This window comes from Pseudomonas sp. Z18(2022) (assembly GCF_036346535.1).
GTDB lineage: Bacteria > Pseudomonadota > Gammaproteobacteria > Pseudomonadales > Pseudomonadaceae > Aquipseudomonas > Aquipseudomonas yamanorum_A.
This window is the reverse complement of sequence record NZ_JAOTOA010000028.1, coordinates 1-20564: the sequence shown is the minus strand read 5'-3', so window position 1 is coordinate 20564 and position 20564 is coordinate 1. Positions and strand designations below refer to the sequence as shown.

Annotated in this window: 18 protein-coding genes; 10 read left to right on the top strand and 8 right to left on the bottom strand. The window is 63.6% G+C overall.

Going from position 1 to position 20564, the window contains the following annotated elements; translation table 11 throughout:
• Nucleotides 1–10: 10 nt before the first annotated feature.
• From V3W39_RS30320 to V3W39_RS30310, 3 genes are read right to left on the bottom strand one after another with little or no spacing between them, the layout of a single operon-like run.
• Nucleotides 11–754, bottom strand: a complete 744-nt coding sequence (locus V3W39_RS30320) for a PAS domain-containing protein (RefSeq protein ID WP_177046633.1) — start codon at nt 752–754, stop codon at nt 11–13.
• Nucleotides 755–1414, bottom strand: coding sequence for a response regulator (locus V3W39_RS30315; RefSeq protein WP_177046635.1), 660 nt, complete (start codon nt 1412–1414; stop codon nt 755–757).
• A complete protein-coding gene (locus V3W39_RS30310) occupies nt 1383–2477 on the bottom strand; it encodes an ATP-binding protein (RefSeq protein ID WP_330213950.1) in 1095 nt (364 codons plus the stop codon). The genes V3W39_RS30315 and V3W39_RS30310 overlap by 32 nt, the downstream gene beginning before the upstream one ends.
• A gap of 224 nt (nt 2478–2701) precedes the next feature.
• Here V3W39_RS30310 and V3W39_RS30305 point away from each other — a divergent pair, with 224 nt between their 5' ends.
• The 9 genes from V3W39_RS30305 (at nt 2702) to folD (ending at nt 13596) form a co-directional block, all read left to right on the top strand.
• Nucleotides 2702–3148, top strand: coding sequence for a dimethylamine monooxygenase subunit DmmA family protein (locus V3W39_RS30305; protein ID WP_177046639.1), 447 nt, complete (start codon nt 2702–2704; stop codon nt 3146–3148).
• Entirely contained in the window at nt 3145–4074 is a 930-nt protein-coding gene (locus tag V3W39_RS30300; protein WP_330213949.1) for a PDR/VanB family oxidoreductase, read from the top strand. Before V3W39_RS30305 ends, V3W39_RS30300 begins: the two co-directional genes overlap by 4 nt.
• A 12-nt stretch (nt 4075–4086) precedes the next feature.
• Nucleotides 4087–5103: a heme-dependent oxidative N-demethylase family protein gene (locus V3W39_RS30295; protein ID WP_330213948.1), complete on the top strand. Its 1017-nt coding sequence runs from the start codon at nt 4087–4089 to the stop codon at nt 5101–5103.
• A 43-nt stretch (nt 5104–5146) separates the two neighbouring features.
• Nucleotides 5147–6277 (top strand): aminomethyltransferase family protein, encoded by a 1131-nt coding sequence (locus tag V3W39_RS30290; protein ID WP_330213947.1) that lies wholly within the window; start codon nt 5147–5149, stop codon nt 6275–6277.
• Between the two features lie 30 nt (nt 6278–6307).
• Nucleotides 6308–7174 carry a formyltetrahydrofolate deformylase gene (purU, locus tag V3W39_RS30285; RefSeq protein WP_177135110.1) on the top strand — a complete coding sequence of 289 codons (867 nt, stop codon included), beginning with the start codon at nt 6308–6310 and terminating at the stop codon, nt 7172–7174.
• Nucleotides 7175–7195: 21 nt separating this feature from the next.
• Nucleotides 7196–8563, top strand: a complete 1368-nt coding sequence (locus V3W39_RS30280; protein WP_330213946.1) for an NAD(P)/FAD-dependent oxidoreductase — start codon at nt 7196–7198, stop codon at nt 8561–8563.
• A 2-nt stretch (nt 8564–8565) separates the two neighbouring features.
• Complete coding sequence (locus V3W39_RS30275) at nt 8566–10875, top strand: DUF1989 domain-containing protein (protein WP_330213945.1); 2310 nt, start codon at nt 8566–8568, stop codon at nt 10873–10875.
• Nucleotides 10876–10950: 75 nt separating this feature from the next.
• Complete coding sequence (locus V3W39_RS30270; RefSeq protein WP_177115546.1) at nt 10951–12630, top strand: APC family permease; 1680 nt, start codon at nt 10951–10953, stop codon at nt 12628–12630.
• Between the two features lie 48 nt (nt 12631–12678).
• Nucleotides 12679–13596 carry a bifunctional methylenetetrahydrofolate dehydrogenase/methenyltetrahydrofolate cyclohydrolase FolD gene (gene folD / locus V3W39_RS30265; protein ID WP_177046655.1) on the top strand — a complete coding sequence of 306 codons (918 nt, stop codon included), beginning with the start codon at nt 12679–12681 and terminating at the stop codon, nt 13594–13596.
• Nucleotides 13597–13733: 137 nt separating this feature from the next.
• Here the strand turns inward: folD and V3W39_RS30260 are convergent, their stop codons facing one another.
• From V3W39_RS30260 to glnT, 5 genes are all read right to left on the bottom strand, one after another.
• Nucleotides 13734–15059, bottom strand: a complete 1326-nt coding sequence (locus V3W39_RS30260) for an ammonium transporter (RefSeq protein ID WP_177121718.1) — start codon at nt 15057–15059, stop codon at nt 13734–13736.
• A 240-nt stretch (nt 15060–15299) separates the two neighbouring features.
• On the bottom strand, nt 15300–16628 hold the full coding sequence (locus V3W39_RS30255) for an FMN-binding glutamate synthase family protein (protein WP_330213944.1): 1329 nt from the start codon (nt 16626–16628) through the stop codon (nt 15300–15302).
• 15 nt (nt 16629–16643) lie between these two features.
• Entirely contained in the window at nt 16644–17318 is a 675-nt protein-coding gene (locus V3W39_RS30250; protein WP_177079427.1) for a protein glxC, read from the bottom strand.
• An 11-nt stretch (nt 17319–17329) separates the two neighbouring features.
• Complete coding sequence (locus V3W39_RS30245; protein WP_330213943.1) at nt 17330–18235, bottom strand: class II glutamine amidotransferase; 906 nt, start codon at nt 18233–18235, stop codon at nt 17330–17332.
• 22 nt (nt 18236–18257) lie between these two features.
• Complete coding sequence (gene glnT, locus V3W39_RS30240) at nt 18258–19592, bottom strand: type III glutamate--ammonia ligase (RefSeq protein WP_275965547.1); 1335 nt, start codon at nt 19590–19592, stop codon at nt 18258–18260.
• A 280-nt stretch (nt 19593–19872) separates the two neighbouring features.
• Between glnT and V3W39_RS30235 the strand changes: the two genes are divergently transcribed.
• Entirely contained in the window at nt 19873–20472 is a 600-nt protein-coding gene (locus tag V3W39_RS30235) for a helix-turn-helix domain-containing protein (RefSeq protein ID WP_177046668.1), read from the top strand.
• The last annotated feature ends 92 nt before the right edge of the window (nt 20473–20564 follow it).

Here is a 20564-nt window from a genome sequence, read left to right as displayed (position 1 = left end):
GTTTTACCCGTCAGGTTTTGCGTTCGAAAATCGCCCCCTCGATCCCCAGCACCTCGCGGGTATCGGCATAGATCCCCACGCCCTTCTCCCACACGTGCTTGATCGACTGATCGGCGCAACGAATCTGGTAATTGAGTTCGAACGGCTCCCGCCGCGACAGCGCATATTGCACTTCGCGCCAGACGTAGTCGGCGTACTGCGCCAGGATCAGGCTGTTGTAGGTGAACTCATGGTTGTCCACCAGCCGCTCGGCGGGATAACCGGTCAATTGCAGGCACCCGGCACTGACAAATTCCATGGTCCAGTCGCGATTGTTGCGCCCGCGATAGATCAGCCCCGGCATGCTGTCGAGCAAACTCATGCTGCTGCGCTGGCTCGCCTGCAAGGCAATTTCGCGGCGCTTGTGCGCAGTCACATCCCCGGCCGCCAGGTAGAACCCTTGCGGGCCGCGCTTGAGGCTCACCTCGAACCAGCGTAACTCGCCGCAAGGATGCACAAAACGCAGGCGCTGGTTGAATGACGTATCAGGCCGCCGGCGCAGTTCATTCAAGGCCTGGCGCCATAACGGGCGGTCTTCCTGGTGCACGTAATCCAGCAGATTGCGCTCCGCCCCCGGTTGCCCCATCAGCTCGGCCCAGGCCAGGTTGAAGTGGGCGATCTGGCCATTGTCCCGCAGCTCCAGCAACGCGGCGGGGAAGCGATCCATCAGGTGCACGGGCGGCGTCTGCACAAACGCTTCAGGGCTTTCCCTCATCTAATGGCGCTCCTCGTGTTTCATCAATGCGCCGCTGTGCACCCACGCGGCCAGCTCCAGCCGCGAGTGCAGGCCGAGCTTCTGCAGCAAACTGCGCACGTAGATTTTTACCGTGCCGTCGCTGATCCCCAGTTCCCGGCCGATCTGTTTGTTGCTCATGCCGGCGGCGATCAATGCCAGGGTCTGGCCTTCGCGCTCGGTGAGGTTGTCGCTGCCCGGGGCCTCGCAGTGTTGCGTGGGCTCGGCCTGGTCGGCCAGCAGGGCAATCAGGGTCGAATCCAGCACGATCGCGCCCTTGTGGCAGTTGCGCATATACGCCAGCAAGGCGTCGGGCTCGGTTTCCTTGAGCACGTAACCGCTGGCGCCCAGGCGCAAGGCCGCAAGCAGTTCGGCGCGGTCCATCGACGCCGTCAGCACCACCACCTGGCAGTCGAGGCGCAGTTGGCGCAGTTCATCCAGCACCTGCAAACCGCTCAGGCCCGGCATGTGCAAATCCAGCAGGACCTGCTGCGGCGTCAGGCTCACCGCCAGGTTGATGCCCTCACGGCCACTGGCCGCCTGCCCCACCACTTCGAAGTCGTCACTGGCACCGAACAACTGCGCCAGGCCTTTGCGAAACAATGGGTGATCATCGATCAGTAATAAGGTCGTGCAATCCATCGAGACTCCCCTGTGGCAGGTCTTGGTTGCGGCGCAGGCCGAGGTGCACGCGCACCCCGTGCGGGCGGATCGCTTCAATGCTCAGCCGCGCGCCGATGCTGGCGGCACGTTCGCGAATAATTGCCAGGCCGAAATGGTTGTCTTCGCCGCAGGCCGGGCTCAGGCCAATGCCGTCATCCTCCACCGACACCGAGGCATCGCCGTCCTGGGTCTGGCGCAGTTCAATGCGTACGTGCCGCGCATGGGAATGCCGCACCGCATTGGCCAGGGCTTCGCGAATGATCTGCAGGATCTGCAATTCGGTTTCCGGGTTCAACGCATCGTCGGCCAGGCGGTTGTCCAGTTCGAACACGATGATGCAACGCCGCGAGAACTCCGCAACGGAGTCGGCCAGGGCCTGGCGCAGCGAACGCCCGTCCATGGTCAGGCGTGCGCTGGTGATCAGCTCACGCACCTGGCGCTGCAGTTGGCTCAAGCCCGCGCACAGGTCCTGCAGACTGGCGCGGGCTTGCGCCGGCTCGCCCAGTTGCGACTGCAACCCATGCGCCTGGAACGACAGGTAACCCAGCTGCTGCGCCACCGAATCGTGCAGCTCACGGGCCAGGGCACCGTGCCGGGACGTCGCCTGTTTGCGCTGTTGCTCAAGGGTGTGGCTGCGCAAGCGCACGGTGACACCGACCGCCTGCGCGGCCTCCTCCATGAGTTGCCGCCAACTGGCACCGGCCCGCCGGGGCGTGTCGAGCAGCAACGCCCCCTTCTGGCCCTCGGACAAGGCGCACACCAGCCGGTGCACGCCCCGTTCCCGGCACGGGCCGCACGCCTGGGGCGTATCGGCCACGGTCGCGTTACGCCAGGGGCAGCCCGCCACGTCCTGGCAGCCCTCGATCAACCCGCGCCGGGCCGGCCCCAGGTCTTCGCCGCCGAGGATCAGGTTGAGCTTGCCAGCGGGCAACAATGCGTCGAAACGGTCCAGGAAAACCGACAAGGCACCGTCAGCGTGCGCCTCGCCCAAGGGCAACCCGGCCAACAGCCTGCGCACGCTACGCGCTTGTTCGGGGCGCACAGGCCCCAACCAGAGCGGCCAGCCTTTTGGTCGTGTCAGCACTCTAGATAACCCCCCGTCCTGGTTGCTCAACATCAGCTTAAGACCAGCAACTTCCATGCCCCGAATGGCCGTCGCGCAAGGCTTATCTCCAAAGGCATAGCCCTTTTTCCAGATTGAGAAGATTTTCCCCATAGGAAAGTATCTCTCCCAACAGGAAACAAAACGCACCTTGGAGAGCCCGCATGACCCACACCCACAACCGCCCCATCGTGGTGATGCAATCGGCGACCGTTGGCCTGGAGGTTGTCGCCGGACTGGACCGGCCATTGCTGCTGAACGGTGAACAACCCGACTTCGCCTGGCGCTTGCAGCAGGCACTGGCCAGCGCCACCGTGGGTTGTCGGCTCTACCTGCTGGGCGATGAAGCCTTTGTGTGGCGCCTTCACGGCCAGGCCCGCGCCGCCGGCCTGGAAGACGACGAAATCCGCCTGACCTGCTCGCTGCCCGGCCAACGCCTGGTGTATTGCGCGCACTGTGGCCTGATCCAGGCGACCGGGCCGGAGCCGCTGTTGAACTGCATCGGCTGCCATGTGGGGCTGGAGGTGCGCACGCATTTTTCCAGGCGCCTGGGGGCTTATTTCGGCGTGTGCAATAACCCCGACAAGCCCTACGCGGGGTTCCAGCCATGAGCGCGGCCCTCAATGTGCAGGTGAGCGCGGCAAGAATGCTCACACCGGTGGTGCGCGAATTCACCCTGGTGGCCTGCGACGGCACCCTGCCCGGCTTCTCGCCCGGCAGCCATGTGCAGGTGCATCTGCCGCTGGCCGAAGGCAAGGTACGCAATGCCTACTCACTGACCAGCGACCCGGCGCACCACCAGCACTACCGCATCGCCGTGCGCCTGCAAGACGTGTCCCGTGGCGGTTCGCAGTACCTGCATCGACAGGTGCAGGTCGGCGACACCTTGCAGATCTCGCCACCGGCCAATCTGTTCGCCCCCCACGCCACGGCCCGCCTGCATATCCTGATCGCCGCCGGCATCGGCATCACGCCGTTCATGGCCTACATCGCGACCCTCGAACAACAGCAGGCCGAGTTCGAACTGCATTACCTGTTCAGGCCGGGCCTGAGCGACGCCTACCTCGACGAGTTGCAACAGCGCCTCGGTGCACTCCTGCACACCTACGAAGGCCGCCCGGACCTGAGCCGCATCCTCGGCAACCGGCCGCTGGGCAGCCACGTCTACACCTGCGGCCCGCAGTCCCTGCTCGACGCGGTCGAGCACCAGGCCACGCGCCTCGGCTGGCCGCCCAAACGCGTGCACTCGGAAGCGTTCAAGGGCGCACAACCGGGCCAGCCGTTCGACCTGCACCTGCTGCGCAGTGATCGGCGCCTGCGGGTCGAAGCCGAGCAGAGCCTGCTCGAAGCCCTGGAAACCGCCGGGTTGCAGGTACCCAACCTGTGCCGTGGCGGCGTGTGCGGCCAGTGCATGACGCGTCACATGGGCGGCGCCATCGAACACCGCGACAGCTTCCTCACACCGGCCGAGCAGGCCGACTTTCTGATGCCCTGCGTCTCTCGCGGCAACGGCCCATGCGTTTCGCTGGACCTCTAGGAGTTGTTGACCATGCCTCTACCATCGAGCCCCGTGCTGAGTTATCGGGACGACTTCAGCTTTCACAACAGCCCGACGGCGATCCGCCGCTTCCCCTTCCCGTTTACCGAAGACAGTTACCTGTACTCGGTGAATATCGAGCCGGCGACCTCACGCGACCCGGGCTCGATCTATGAACATGGCTTCGACATCGACGAGCACTACCGCTCGGAAATGGCCGAACGCGCGCTGGTGCTGGACAAGGACCCGCGTCGCTACCTGGTGATGCCGCACATGCAAGTGGCCGCCTGGGATGCGTTGCAGATGCTGATGGAACACCTCGCCGCCGATTACCCGCAGTGGTTCAGCCTGGCCCGTGATGGCGACCGCTGGCATTGGCGTAACCGCCTGCTGGAGATCAACCAGCACTTTGTATTCGGCGACGCCACCAGCCTGCCCTGTGAACCGCTGGAATTTATCGGGCGCCAGGTGCAGGGAGATTTCGCCTTGCTCGACCAGCGCGACGGCGACCTCTACATGGACGCCGGCCTGATCACCGGCCCGGCCGACTGGTCCTTGGCATTCGACGCCGGCATGAGTTTCAAGCAGTGGCATGCACCGGTGCCCATGGCCCATCAAATGGGCGTGTTCGAGCGTGCGCTGAAGTACCTGCTCAACCTGCAGGCCGGCCAGCCTGTGCGGCGCCTGAACTGGACCCTGACCATCAACCCGCGCCTGGATTCATCCCCCGAGACCTTTCACGAATGGGGCGCCGATCGCGGCCAGATCACCGCGCAGAACGTCGGGCAACAGGTGCACCTGCGGGTCGAGTTGCAAGTGATGGCGCGCCTGGCCCGCAGCAACGCGGTGATGTTCAGCATCCGCACCTACCTGATCAGCATGGACGAGCTGGTGACCCAGCCCGGCTGGGGCTGTCGCCTGCACCGCGTGCTGCGCGACCTGCCCGACCCCATCGCCGACTACAAGGGCATGACCCGCTACCGGCACACGCTGGTGGAGTGGCTGAGCCAGTTCGACCCGCAGGCCTGACCGCCCCTTTTCCCGGCTCTCTTTTTACCCAAAGGACCCTCACATGACCCACTCATGGCGTATTTCTGCATTGGCCGAGCGGCACCGCGCGCTCGGATCGAACCTCGAAGACTGGAACGGCATGGGCACGGCCTGGACCTACAGCAGCGGGCTGGCCGACCACCACCAGGCGATCCGCACCCGTGCCGGGCTGATGGACGTGTCGGGGCTGAAAAAAGTCCACTACGTCGGGCCCCACGCCGAGAGCCTGTTGCAATGGGCGACCACCCGCGATATCGCCAAGCTCTACCCCGGCAAATCGGTGTACGCCTCGATGCTCGACGAAGACGGCAAATTCGTCGACGACTGCATCGTCTACCGCACCGGGCCCAACGCCTTCATGGTGGTGCATGGCGCCGGCACCGGGCATGAAATGCTCGTGCGCTCAGCCCAGGGCCGGCAAGTGGCGGTGCTGTTCGATGACGACCTGCACGACCTGTCGCTGCAAGGCCCGCTGGCGGTGGATTTCCTCGCCGAGCACGTGCCCGGCATTCGCCAGTTGCCGTACTTCCACCACCTACAAACCCGCCTGTTCGACCGCCCGGTGATGATCTCCCGCACCGGCTACACCGGCGAGCGCGGCTACGAGATTTTCTGCAAGGCCGCCGACGCGCCTTTCCTGTGGGACAGCATCCTCGAACAAGGCGCGAGCCTGGGGATTATCCCGTGTGCCTTCACCGCTCTGGACTGGCTGCGGGTGGAAAGCTCGCTGATGTTTTTTCCCTACGACAATTCGCAGATGTACCCCTTCGCCGACCAGAAGGCCGGCGACACCCTCTGGGAAATGGGCCTGGATTTCACCGTCTCCCCTGGCAAACAAGCATTTCGCGGCGCCGAAGAACACCTGCGCCTGCGCGGCCAGGAGCGTTTCAAGATCACCGGCGTGCTGCTCGACGGCGTACGCCCTGCCGAGGCCGGCGACACCCTGTGGCAAGGCGGCCAGCAGGTCGGCGTGATCACCTGCGGCATGTATTCGCGCCTGAGCAAACGCTCGATGGCCATCGCACGCATGAGCGTTGCCTGTTCCGAACCCGGCATTGCCTTGCAGGTGCGCGGCAGCCTTGAAGGCACCGCCACCACCCACGCCCTGCCCTTTGACGACCCGGAAAAAACCAAGCGCACGGCCAAGGGCTGAGCCTTCCCACACTTGATTCAGGAGCCTTCGATGGACGCCTCCAGCGAACATTACATTCTCAAGATCACCTGCCCGGCGGCGTCCGGGATTGTCGCGGCGATCAGCGCTTGCCTGGCCCACCAGCAGTGCTATATCAGCGAGCTGGCGCAATTCGACGACGAGTTCACCGGGCAGTTTTTCATGCGCGCGGTGTTCCGCTTCAACACCGGGGTCAGCGGTGATATCGGTGCCCTGCGCGAAGGCCTGGGCGACCTCGCCGGTGGCTTCGACATGCAGTGGCAGTTGTTCAGCTCGCGCCAACCGACCCGCGTGCTGCTGATGGTCAGCAAGTTCGACCACTGCCTCACCGACCTGCTCTATCGCCACCGCAAGGGCGAAATGGACATGCACATCACCGCCGTGGTCTCCAACCACCTGGACCTGCGAGCCATGGCCGAACGCGAAGGCATCCGCTTCATCTACCTGCCCATCACCAAGGACAGCAAGGCCAGCCAGGAAGCCGAGCTGATGCGCATCGTCGAGGACACCCAGACCGACCTGGTGGTGCTCGCCCGCTATATGCAGATTCTGTCGGACGGCCTGTGCCAACAGCTCTCGGGGCGGGCGATCAATATCCATCACTCGTTCCTGCCCGGGTTCAAGGGCGCCAAGCCCTATCACCAGGCCTACGACCGTGGCGTGAAGCTGATCGGCGCCACCGCCCACTACGTCACCAGCGACCTCGATGAAGGGCCGATCATCGAGCAGGAAATCCAGCGCGTCGACCATACCCACCTGCCCGACTCGCTGGTCGCCATTGGCCGCGACACCGAGACCGTCGCCCTTTCCAAAGCCCTGAAATACCACCTGGAGCACCGGGTGTTCATCAACCAGGACAAGACAGTGATCTTTCGCTGAAACCCTTCAGGAGGCACGCTCATGACTCTACGTGTAGCAATCATCGGCGCCGGCCCGTGCGGCCTGGCACAACTTCGCGCGTTCCAGTCGGCCCGCGACCAGGGCACCGCCATTCCCGAACTGGTGTGCTTCGAGAAACAGCAGGACTGGGGCGGCATGTGGAACTACACCTGGCGCACCGGCCTGGACGAGAACGGCGAGCCGGTGCACGGCAGCATGTACCGTTACCTGTGGTCCAACGGCCCCAAGGAGTGCCTGGAGTTCGCCGACTACACCTTTGAAGAGCACTTTGGCCGGCCCATCGGCTCCTACCCGCCCCGTGAGGTGCTGTGGGACTACATCAAGGGCCGGGTCGAAAAAGCCGGCGTGCGCGACTACATCCGCTTCAACAATGTGGTGCGCCAAGTCACCTTCGACGAGCAGACCCAACGCTTCACCCTCTACGCCCACGACTACAACAACGACACGCTGACCTGTGAGGAGTTCGACTACGTGGTCAACGCCTGCGGCCACTTCTCCACGCCCAAGGTGCCGTACTTCGACGGCTTCGAACAGTTCGCCGGGCGCATCCTGCATGCCCATGATTTTCGCGAGGCACTGGAGTTCAAGGACAAGGACCTGCTGATTGTCGGCAGCAGCTATTCGGCCGAGGACATCGGCTCGCAGTGCTACAAGTACGGCGCCCGCAGCATCACCAGTTGCTACCGCACCGCGCCCATGGGCTATGCCTGGCCAGACAACTGGGAAGAAAAGCCGCTGCTCACGCGCCTGGAAAACAACCGCGCGTACTTTGTCGATGGCAGCAGCAAACACATCGATGCGGTGATCCTGTGCACCGGCTACAAGCATCATTTCCCGTTCCTGCCGGATGAGCTGAGCCTCAAGACCGACAACCGCCTGTGGCCGATGAACCTGTACAAGGGCGTGTTCTGGGAACCCAACCCGCGCCTGATCTACCTGGGCATGCAGGACCAGTGGTACTCCTTCAACATGTTCGACGCCCAGGCCTGGTATGCCCGCGATGTGATCCTGGGGCGCATCACCCTGCCGAGCCAGGCCGAACGAGCCGCCGACAGCCAGCAGTGGCACGCACGGGAACAGACCCTGGAAACCAACCAGCAGATGTTCGAGTACCAGGGCGCCTACATCCAGCACCTGGTGGACGCCACCGACTACCCGAATTTCGACATCGCCGCGGTGAACGAAACCTTCCTGCACTGGAAGCATGACAAGGCGGAAAACATCATGGGCTACCGCGACAAGTCCTATCGTTCGCTGATGACCGGCACCCAATCGCCACCGCACCACACACCGTGGTTGCAGGCACTGGATGACTCGATGGCGGCGTACCTGGGTGAGCCCGCGACGCCCATCAAGTCGGTCGGCTGATGATGAATGCACCTCGTGTTTCTCATCCCCGAGAGCCCGGGCTGTTCGCCCGCGCCCCCCACCTGGAACGTTACCGCGTGGCCGCCGGCGGAGTGACCCTGGTGGACTTGCAACCCGGCGACCGCCTGCAGGTGATCGACATCGAAGGCCGGCAAACCTGCGCACTGCTGGCCCTCGATGCCGACGGGCGCAGTGCGTTGGCCAGTTGGGCACTGCACGGCACAACGGCTTGCCGCGTGACCCGGCGTATCGGCCAGGCGCTCAACCGGCGCGGCATCGACCCGCAACGGTTGCCGCTGGCCGCCTCGCTGTGGGACGACGACAGTCCGCCCGGCCATAGCCGCCATTTCACCGCCCATGACCGGTCGCTGGTGATCGTTGCCGCCCCGGCCGGGCCCACCGCCGTTGACCGGCAATACCGGCCGAGCGAACTGCGCCTGCTGGTAACCCGCGTCGACCCCTCCCCCCTCTGGGTGCCCGCCCTGCCTGAACCGTTGGGCGAAGTGCTGGACGAATTCACCCTGCGCGCCGGCACGGCCCACAGCTACACCGTCGCCAAGGGGCAGTACGTGCAGGTGCTGGATGTGGCCGGGCGCCAATGTTCGGACTTTGTCGCCCTCGACCGTCGCGCCCTGGATCGCGGGCTGGAGCTGGACCTCGACCAGACCGTCACCCGCACGCTGAACGGCAGCGCCTACCCCGCACCCGGGCTGTTCTCGAAGTTTTTCGACCGGAACATGCAACCGATGCTGGAGGTGGTGCAAGACACCGTCGGCCGCCACGATTCCTTCGCCCTGGCCTGCGCCGCACGCTATTACGAAAGCCAGGGCTATTTCGGGCACGACAACTGCAGCGACAACCTCAGCCAGGTGCTCGCGCCCCATGGCGTCCAGGCCCGCAAGGGTTGGCCGGCGATCAATTTTTTCTTCAATACCGGGATCGACGCGCACCAGCAGATGACCCTCGACGAGCCCTGGTCGCGTCCCGGCGACTACGTGCTGTTGCGGGCCGCCACCGACCTGCTGTGCGCCAGCACTTCATGCCCGGATGACATCGACCCGGCCAATGGCTGGGACCCGAGCGACATCCACGTCCGCATCTACAGCGAGAAGGAGCGTTTTTCCATCGCCATGAGCACTCGAACCACGGCCGATGCCGACCCGATTCTGACCCGTGAGTCTGCGTTCCACTCACGCACAAGCCGCCTCACCGGCAGCTTCACCGACTACCGCAACTGGTGGCTGCCGTTGCGCTACGACGGCTACGGCGCCATCGAGGAATACCTCGGTTGCCGCGAACGGGTAGCGGTGATGGACCTGACCGCCTTGCGCAAATTCGAAATCATCGGCCCCGACGCCGAGAGCCTGTTGCAGTACTGCCTGACCCGCGACGTGCGGCGCCTGGCGGTGGGCCAGGTGGTCTATTGCGCCATGTGCCACCCCCACGGCGGCATGCTCGATGACGGCACCTTGCTGCGCCTGGGCCCGGACAATTTCCGCTGGGTCTGCGGTGAGGACTACGCCGGGGTGTGGCTGCGGGAACAGGCACAGAAACTGGGCATGAAGGTGTGGGTCAAGTCCGCCAGCGAGCAGATCCACAACCTGGCGGTGCAGGGGCCGATGAGCCGCGAGCTGCTTAAACAGATGGTCTGGACCCCGCCCACCCAACCGGGCCTGGAAGCCCTCGGCTGGTTCCGCTTCCTGGTGGGGCGGCTGGACGGTTTCGACGGCTGTCCGTTGATGATTTCCCGTACCGGCTACACCGGCGAACTGGGTTATGAAGTGTGGTGCCAGCCCGAAGACGCCGAACGGGTGTGGGACCGCATCTGGCAGCTCGGCCAACCCTTGGGGCTGGTCCCCCTGGGCCTGGAAGCGCTGGACATGCTGCGCATCGAAGCCGGGCTGATTTTTGCCGGCTACGAGTTCAGCGACCAGACCGACCCGTTTGAGGCGGGTATCGGGTTCAGCGTGCCGCTGAAAAGCAAAACCGATGATTTCATCGGGCGCGACGCCCTGTTGCGGCGCAGTGCGCACCCCACCCACAAGCTCGTCGGCCTGCACTTGAGCGGCAACGAGACTGCCCACCATGGCGACCCGGTGTACCAGGGCCGGGCCCAGGTCGGGGTCGTTACCAGTGCCTGCCGCTCTCCGCTGCTGGCCAGCAACATCGCGTTGTGCCGGGTGGACGTGGCGTGCGCCGAGCCCGGCACGGTACTCGAGATTGGCAAAGTCGATGGCCTGCAGAAGCGCATCAGCGCCACGGCCAGCGCAGCGATTTTCTATGACCCGGACAAAAGCCGGGTGCGCAGTTGATCGTTCCGATACGCGTGTGCGCCACCCCATTTTGACTGCCCCACTTAAACGCTATTCAGACATGGGAATACAGAGATGGAAGCGACGACGTTCGAGGCAGTACCGCAGGCCGCCAGTTCGGTGGGCAGCCTGCACCGCAAGATCGATTGGCGCGGGGCGTTCTGGGTCGCCAGTGGCGTACCCGCCCTGGTGCTGTTCTCTATTGGCGCCATTGCCGCGACGGTCGGCAAACCGGCGTGGATCGTGTGGATCGTGTCGATCCTGTTCGGGTTTATCCAGGCATTCACTTATGCCGAGATCGCCGGGTTATTCCCCCACAAGTCCGGTGGCGCCTCGGTATACGGCGCCGTCGCCTGGGTGCGCTACAGCAAGCTGATTGCACCGGTTTCGGTGTGGTGCAACTGGCTGGCATGGTCGCCGGTGCTGTCCATCGGCTCGGGGCTGGCGGCGGGTTATATCCTGACCGCGCTGTTTCCCGCCGATGCACTGATCAACACCTGGCAACTGACCCTGCTGGACCTGGGCTGGGTCAAGAGCGGCCTGTCGCTGCGGATCAACGCGACCTTCGGCATCGGCCTGTTGATTCTGCTCACGGTGTTTGCCGTGCAGCACGGCGGCATCCTGCGTTCGGCGCGCCTGACCCTGGTGCTGGGCGTCACCTCGCTGATCCCGCTGCTGCTGGTGGGCGTGGTGCCGTTGTTCACCGGGGATGCGGCCCAGGCCAACTTCCTGCCGCTGTACCCCCTGGCCCATGATGCGGCCGGGCAAGTCATCGATGGGCCCTGGGATATTTCCGGCTGGTCGCTGATGGCCGGCGGGCTGTTCATGGCCGCGTGGTCCACCTACGGTTTTGAAACGGCGGTGTGCTACACCCGGGAGTTCAAGGACCCCAAGCGCGACACGTTCAAGGCGATTTTCTACGCCGGCCTGCTGTGCATCCTGGTATTCACCCTGGTCCCGCTGGCGTTTCAAGGCAGCCTGGGGCTGGGCCAACTGGTGACCCCGGCGGTGCTCGACGCCAGCGGCGCCATCGTCACGCCGGCGGTGTACAGCGGCCTGTTGTCACCTGCGATCTATAGCGGCATGGGGGTTGGCCAGGTCATGGCCGACAGCATTGGCGGTGGCAAGGTGGTCGCCAATATCGTGCTGATCATGCTGGTGCTGGCGACGTTACTGGCGATCATGACCTCGATGTCCGGTTCTTCGCGCACCCTGTATCAGGCGTCGGTGGACGGCTGGCTGCCCAAATACCTGGGACGTACCAACGAACACGGGGCGCCCACGGCGGCGATGTGGACCGACCTGTCGTTCAACCTGCTGCTGTTGCTGATGTCCGACTACGTGTTCGTGCTCGCGGCCTCCAACGTCAGCTACATCATCTTCAACTTCCTCAACCTCAACGCGGGCTGGATCCACCGCCTGGACCGCCCCGACTGGGTGCGCCCGTACAAGGCGCCCACCGTGCTGCTGGCGGCGGGTGGCGTGCTGAGCTTCGTCAACCTGGCCTGCATGGGCCTGGGCGCGGATATCTGGGGCGCGGGCACGCTGGTCACCGGTTTGCTGCTGGCGCTGCTGATCCTGCCGGTGTTCTGCTTCCGCCACTACGTGCAGGACAAGGGCCGCTTTCCCGCCGCGATGCTCAGCGACCTGTATATCCAGGCCGATGACGGGCAAAAGCGTGCCGGTTGGTTGCCCTATGCCACGCTGATTGCCGGTGTGCTGGTGGTGTATGGCTGCCATCAGCTGGTAGCCTGATCTCATCGCTGAGGGAGTGATCCCTCAGCGCCTTCACTTCTCCAGACAATGGTGACGCTTTTGACCAGCTCTCTCTCCACGCTTGCCCGCGATATCGACGGCAAGGCCATCGCTGCCCAGGTTCTCGACGAGGTTCGCGAAGAGGTTCAGGTGCTTGCCACGCAACAGATCTACCCGGCGCTGGCCGTGCTGCTGGTGGGCGACGACCCGGCCAGCCACGTCTATGTGCGCAATAAACTGCTGCGGGCCAAGGAAGTCGGGATTCGCTCCCTCGAATACCGGCTGCCGGACGACGCCAGCCAGGCGCACGTGCTGGAGCTGATTGCCCGTCTGAACGCCGACCCTGCGGTCAACGGCATCCTGGTGCAGTTGCCGCTGCCGGGCCATATCGACGAAGCCTCAGTGATTCATGCCATCGACCCGATCAAGGACGTGGATGGCTTTCATCGGGAAAACGTCGGCGGCCTGGTGCAAGGCCTGGAAGTGCTCACACCCTGCACCCCCAGTGGCTGCATGCGCCTGCTGCACGAAACCTGCGGTGATCTGAGCGGCTTGCACGCGGTGGTGATTGGCCGCTCGAACATTGTCGGCAAACCCATGGCGACCCTGTTGTTGCAGGCCAACTGCTCGGTCAGCGTGGTGCACTCGCGCAGTGTCGATGCACCCGCGTTGTGCCGCCTGGCAGACATCGTGGTCGCCGCTGTGGGCCGGCCACAACTGATCGACGCCAGCTGGCTCAAGCCCGGCGCGGTGGTGATTGATGTGGGGATCAACCGTATCAGTACCGAGACCGGCACGCGGTTGGTGGGGGATGTGGACTATGCGAGCGCACGCACCGTGGCCAGTGCGATTACCCCGGTGCCGGGAGGTGTGGGGCCGATGACGATTGCCTATCTGCTGAAGAACACCCTGGTGGCCGCCCAGTTGCAGCGGGCCGCCCTGCCCCACGAGCTGGCGGTGAGCTGAGCCCCAATGCAAGCCGCCACTGTAGGAGCGAGCTTGCTCGCGAAAAGCGCAAGGACACCGCGCTAATCCAGAAGCGCTGCGTCATCGTTGACGTTCTTCGCGAGCAAGCTCGCTCCTACAGTGGGCCGTTCGGGCTATCAGTGGTTGTAAGCCCGCTCGTTGTGCTCGGCCAGGTCGAGCCCCATCTCTTCCACCGACTCATGGGCGCGCAACCCAACCAGTGCATTGACCACCTTGAGAATGATCCAGCTGATCACGAAGCAATACACCGTGGTCAGCAGTACGCCCTTGATCTGGGCAACCACCTGGCCGCCCATGGTCACGCCTTCCACCAGCCCGCCCATGGACGGCACGCAGAACACGCCGGTCAACACCGCGCCGATCATGCCGCCGATGCCGTGCAAGCCGAACACATCGAGGCTGTCGTCATAACCGAAACGACGCTTCAACACCGTCACGCTCAAGTAGCAGAACACCCCGCACAGCAGGCCGATGGCCAAGGCACCGCCGACGCCCACATAGGCACAGGCCGGGGTGATCCCCACCAGGCCGGCCAGGGCACCGCTCGCCAGGCCCAGGGCACTCGGCTTGCCGACCTTGAACCACTCGGTGAACATCCAGCCGAGAATCCCGGCGCACGCGCCCAGTTGGGTGTTGAGCATGACAATTCCCGAGGTGCCGTTGAGCCCGCCACCGGAGCCGATATTGAACCCGAACCAGCCCACCCAGAGCATCGCCGCGCCAGCCATGGTCAGGCTCAGGTTGTGAGCCGGCATCGGCGTGTTCTGGTAGCCACGGCGTTTGCCCAGGATCAGGCACGCGGCCAGTGCAGCCACACCGGCGTTGATGTGCACGGCGGTGCCACCGGCAAAATCGAGCACGCCCCAGTTATGCATCAAGGCCCCCGAACCGCCCCACACCATATGCGCCACCGGGGCATAGACCAGGGTGAACCACACGGCCATGAACAGCAGCGCCGCCGAGAACTTCATGCGTTCGGCAAAGGCCCCGGCGATCAGGGCCGGGGTGATGATGGCGAAGGTCATCTGGAAGGTCACGAACACGCCTTCCGGAATATCCCCCACCAGGCTCTCGGGGGTCATGCCGGCCAGAAAGGCCCGGTTCAACCCGCCGACAAAACTGTTGAACGTCACCTGCCCTTCGACCATGCCGGTGGTGTCGACCACCATGCTGTAGCCGTAGATCACCCACAACACGCCCACCAGGCCGGCGATGCCAAAGCACTGGGTGAACAGCGAGAGCATGTTTTTCGCACGCACCAGGCCGCCGTAGAACAACGCAAGCCCCGGCAGGCACATGAACAGCACCAGCACGGCGGCGGTGACCATCCAGGCGGTGCTGCCGGTGTTCAAGGTGGGGGCGTCGGCGGCCTGGGCCAAGGGTGCAAAGGCAGCGGCCGCCAGTAACGCGAGAAGGGATTTGCCAAGAAGACGATTGACCATGTTCAAAGCTCCTGCAAAAGAAATGGGATGGGGCTGGCAGTGAGCAGTTGTTGTTTGGGGAGCCTCTTGCCGGGCCCCTTGATTTGATTTTTTTGTGGCAAGGGAGCTTGCTGTGGCGAGGGAGCTTGCTGTGGCGAGGGAGCTTGCTCCCGTTCGACAGCGCAGCTGGAGCCGGCTCTTTCAGGGCTGCTTCGCACCCCAGCGGGAGCAAGCTCCCTCGCCACAGGTTTTCATCCGGTTTCAGTAACCGCTACCGGAACCCGGCACCCAACTGGTGCCCGCCAGCGGCACCCGGGCCATGGCGGCCGACTCCACCGTCAACGCCACCAGGTCCTCGGGGTCGAGGTTGTGCAGGTGGGATTTGCCGCATGCACGGGCCATGGTCTGCGCCTCCAGCACCATCACCCGCAGATAGTTGGCCAACCGACGCCCGCCTTCCACCGGGTCCAGGCGCTTGGACAGTTCCGGGTCCTGGGTGGTGATCCCGGCCGGGTCGCGGCCGTTCTGCCAGTCGTCGTAGAAGCCGGCGGCCGAGCCGATCTTTTTCAGTTCCGCGTCCAGCCGTGGGTGGTTATCGCCCAGGGCAATCAACGCCGCCGTACCGATGGCAACCGCGTCCGCGCCCATCGCCATGGCCTTGGCCACATCGGCGCCGTTACGAATCCCGCCCGACACGATCAACTGGACCTTGCGGTGCATGCCCATCTCCTGCAAAGCCTGTACCGCTTGCGGGATGGCCGACAGAATCGGGATGCCAACGTGCTCGATAAACACGTCCTGGGTGGCGGCCGTACCGCCCTGCATGCCGTCGAGGACAATCACATCGGCACCGGCCTTGACGGCCAGCTTCACGTCGTAATACGGCCGGCTGGCGCCGATTTTCACGTAGATCGGTTTTTCCCAATCGGTGATTTCCCGCAGCTCGGCAATCTTGATTGCCAGGTCATCCGGGCCGGTCCAGTCCGGGTGGCGGCACGCGCTGCGCTGGTCGACGCCAATCGGCAAGGTGCGCATGCCGGCCACGCGCTCGGTGACTTTCATCCCCAGCAACATGCCGCCACCGCCGGGCTTGGCGCCCTGGCCCAGGACGATCTCGATGGCGTCGGCCTTGCGCAGGTCGTCGGGGTTCATGCCGTAGCGCGACGGCAGGTACTGATACACCAGGTGCTGGGACTGGCCGCGCTCTTCCGGGGTCATGCCACCGTCGCCGGTGGTGGTGCTGGTGCCGGCGATGGTCGCGCCACGCCCCAGGGCTTCCTTGGCGTTGGCCGACAGCGCGCCGAAACTCATGCCGGCGATGGTCACCGGAATCTTCAGGTGGATCGGTTTCTTGGCAAAGCGGTTGCCGAGGATCACGTCAGTGCCGCACTTCTCGCGATAGCCTTCCAGCGGGTAGCGCGACACGCTGGCGCCCAGCAGCAGCAAGTCATCGAAGTGCGGCAGCTTGCGCTTGGTGCCGCCGCCGCGAATGTCGTAGATGCCGGTTTCGGCGGCACGCTGGATTTCCTGGATGGTCAGGCGGTCGAAGGTGGCCGACTCGCGCAACACTGGAGGGGTTTGTTCACTCATGGTGGAGCTCCTGGATCAGTACGCGGAGGCGTTATCGACTTTGAAGTTGTAGAGCTGGCGGGCCGAGCCGTAGCGCTTGAAGTCCGCCGCCTGATGGGCGAAACCGGCGCGGTCGAGCAGTTCCTGGAGTTCTTGCAGGTGTTCGCTGCGCATCTCTTTTTCGATGCAATCGGAGCCCAGGGACTCCACCGTGCCTTTGACGTAGATGTGGGTTTCATACAACGAATCCCCCAGTGCATCGCCGGCATCGCCGCACACCACCAGGCGCCCGGCCTGGCCCATGAAGCAGCTCATATGGCCGATGCTGCCACCGACAACGATGTCGATGCCCTTCATGGAAATACCGCAACGCGCCCCTGCGTCACCTTCAATCACCAGCAAGCCGCCATGGGCCGTTGCGCCGGCGGCCTGGGAGGCGCTGCCTTTGACGCGCACCGAGCCCGACATCATGTTCTCGGCGCAGCCCACGCCGACATTGCCGTGCACGGTGATCGACGCCTGTTGGTTCATGCCCGCGCAGTAGTAGCCCGCGTGGCCCTCGATATCGATGGACACCGCCTGGTTCACCCCCACGGCGAGGTTGTGCTTGCCGTTGGAATGGGTGACGCGCCATTCGTTATCGATAGCCTGCGCGTGCAGCGCCTGGTTGAGGTCACGCACGCTGGCGGTGGAAAGATCGATGGTTTTCATGTGTGCGCTCCTTAAGCTGACTCGCGTTCCCAGATGTACAGGGTGGCCGGTGCGGGCTCCCAGATACGGGCGTTTTCAATCCCCGGCAGGCTCGACAGCGCCTGGTACTCGGAGGCCATGGCGACGTAGTCGTCGGTCTCGGCGAGGATCGCCGGCTTGCAGGCAATCGGATCGCGGATCACCGCAAAACCGTTGCGCGTGCCGATGGCAAAGGTGAAGAAGCCGTCGAGGTCTTCCAGGGAGTGATCCAGCGCTTCCTTGAGGGAGTCGCCCTGTTGCAGGCGCCAGGTCAGGTAGCCGGCGGCGACTTCGGTGTCGTTGTCGGTTTCGAAATGGATGCCTTCGCGCTTGAGTTCCTGGCGCAGGCGGAAGTGGTTCGACAGCGAACCGTTGTGCACCAGGCACAGGTCGGCGCCGGTGGAAAACGGGTGGCTGCCTTCCATGGTCACTGCACTTTCAGTGGCCATGCGCGTATGGCCGATGATGTGGCTGCCCTGCATGTTCGCCAGGCCGAAGCGCTGGGAGATCTCCTGGGGCAAGCCCATGCCCTTGAGAATCTCGATGCTCTGCCCGGCGCTCATGATGCGCACGCTCGGTGCCAGTTCGGCCAGGGCCAGGCGCACCGGGGCTTCGTCGGCGTGGATCTTCAATACGGCGGCACTGGCGTTCTGGAACCAGTCCAGGGAACAGCCCAGGCGCCCTTCCAGCTCGCCCATCAGGGCTTTCCAGTCAAACGCTTCGGTGGTCGCCTGCAGGGTCAGCTTGACCCAGCCGTCGGCCACTTCGTCGCCGTAGATGGCGAACCCGGCACTGTCCGGGCCACGGTCGGTCATGGCCTGCAACATGGGTTCAAAGAGCTTGCCGAGCTGGGGCTCCAACTGCGGGTTTTTCAGGTACAGGCCTACGATTCCACACATAACAAGTCTCCGTCACACGGTGTCAGAAAAATTCGGTATAGCGCTGGATTTCCCAGTCGCTCACATGGCGGCTGTACTCAACCCACTCCATGCGCTTGAGCTTGATGAACTCACCCACGATCTGCGGGCCCAGTACCTCGACGAACAGCGGGTCGGCTTCCAGCGCGTCGCAGGCTTCCTTGAGGGATTGCGGCAGGGTCTTGATGCCGCGCTCGGCGATCTGCTCAAGGCTCAGGCTGTAGAGGTTTTCGTTGCAGACGTGGTCGATTTCCAGCTGGCGATCAATCCCGTCCAGGCCGGCCGCGATGATCGCGGCGCTGACCAGGTAGGGGTTGCAACCGGCGTCCGGCAGGCGGAATTCAAGGCGGCCATAGGGCACCCGCACCATGGCCGAACGGTTGTTGGCGCCGAAGGCAATAAAGGCCGGGGCCCAGGTGGCACCGGACAAGGAATTGCCCACCACCAGGCGCTTGTAGGAGTTGACGGTTGGCGCGGCGAACGCGCACAGGGCCGGGCCGTGGGCAAGCAAGCCGGCGGCGAAGTGATAGGCCATTTTCGACAAGCCCATGCCGCTTGGATCGCTGGCATCAAAGAACAGGTTTTTGTTCTCGGCGCTGCTGATGGACAGGTGAAAGTGCATGCCGTTGCCGGCGCGTTTCGGGTCGGGCTTGGGCATGAAGGAGCAGATCATGCCCAGGTCATTGGCGATCTCGCCGGCGGCCATGCGGAAGAAGGTAAAGCGGTCGGCCGAGGTCAGGGCATCGCTGTAGGTGTAGTTGATTTCGAATTGGCCGTTGGCGTCTTCGTGGTCGATTTGATAGACCTCGAAATCCACCGCCTGCAAGGCTTCGGTCAGCCGTTCAAGGAACACCCGCGAGCGCGACAGCCCTTTGTAGTCGTAGCAAGGCTTGTCCAGGTTGTCGCTGGGGTCGACCAATTGCAGCTTGCCCTGCTCGTCGCGGCGCATCAGGTTGAACTCGGGCTCCAGGCCAGTGTTCAGGGTCCAGCCCTTGTCTTGCAGGCGCTGCACTTGCTGCTGCAGCACGTAGCGGCTGTCGTAGGGATGTGGCTTGCCGTCCACATGGCCGACGCACACCACCCGCCCGTAGCCCGGTTGCCATGGCACCGGAGTCAGGGTCGACAGGTCGCCGCGGGCCATGAAGTCTGGCCCGTGAGGCTCCATGCCCATGCCGCTGATGGCGAACCCGGCAAAACCTGCGCCCTCTTCGGCCACCGTCTTGAGCCCGCAGATCGGCACCGACTTGGTCTTGGCCGCACCGTGTATGTCCACAAACTGCGCAAGCACGTACTTGATCCCGTGCTTGTCGATGATGCGCTGGGTTTCTGCTGGCAACATTGCGTGTCACTCCTCGCGAAAGGCAAAACCGTGTGGGTGGGCCTACTGTCTTTTTATTCCTAAAAAGAAAGTTAGTTTCCCTACAGGAATGCAATACCCTTGCCAGATTCGCGAGCGGGCGATTGAAGTGCCGATCAAAGCGCTTTTGTGCTGTATATATGGGAAAATTCTTTTCCCCGCAGGAATACGTAAAGCGGGGTGGCCTTCAAGTGCCAGACTTTGCACTTTCCCAGTGCGAAAATAATATTACTGAACGGAAACCGTGCAGGAGCCGATGATCATGTCCACCGAAACCGCCCCGCGCCTCAAGCTCGAGCAATACCTGGGGCTGCAGATCAAACGCCAGCGTCAGGCCCAGGACCTGAAGCTGTCCGATGTGGCGAAGATTGCCGATATCAGCCAGGGCATGTTGAGCAAGATTGAGAACGCCCAGGTGTCTACCAGTCTTGATACCTTGAGCCGCTTGTGTGATGTGCTTGGGCTGCCGTTGTCGAAGTTGTTCAGTGAGTATGACCAGCAGGATGGCAGTGCCTTGTTGGTCAAGGCTGACCAGGGGATGGAAGTGGTGCGTCGGGGGACCGAGAAGGGGCACACCTATCACCTGCTCAACCATACGCGGGGGCCCAAGAAGAGCTTCGAGGCGTATATGGTCAGCATGGATGACGCCAGTGAAGAGTTTCCGACCTTTGCGCACCCTGGGACTGAGTTTTTGCATTTGCTCGAGGGTGAGCTGATTTATCGGCATGGGAATCAGCTGTATCGGATGGAGGCCGGGGATAGCTTGACGTTTGAGGGGGAGATTCCGCATGGGCCGGAGGAGTTGGTGCAGGTGCCGATTCGGTTGTTGTCGATCATGAACTATGGGAACGATAAGGAGTGATTGGGGGCATATCCGTTATTTGGGTTGTTGCTGATATTGGTTCCGCTCTTACAGCGGGTCACTTTTGAAAAGAGCCCAAAAGTAACCAAAAG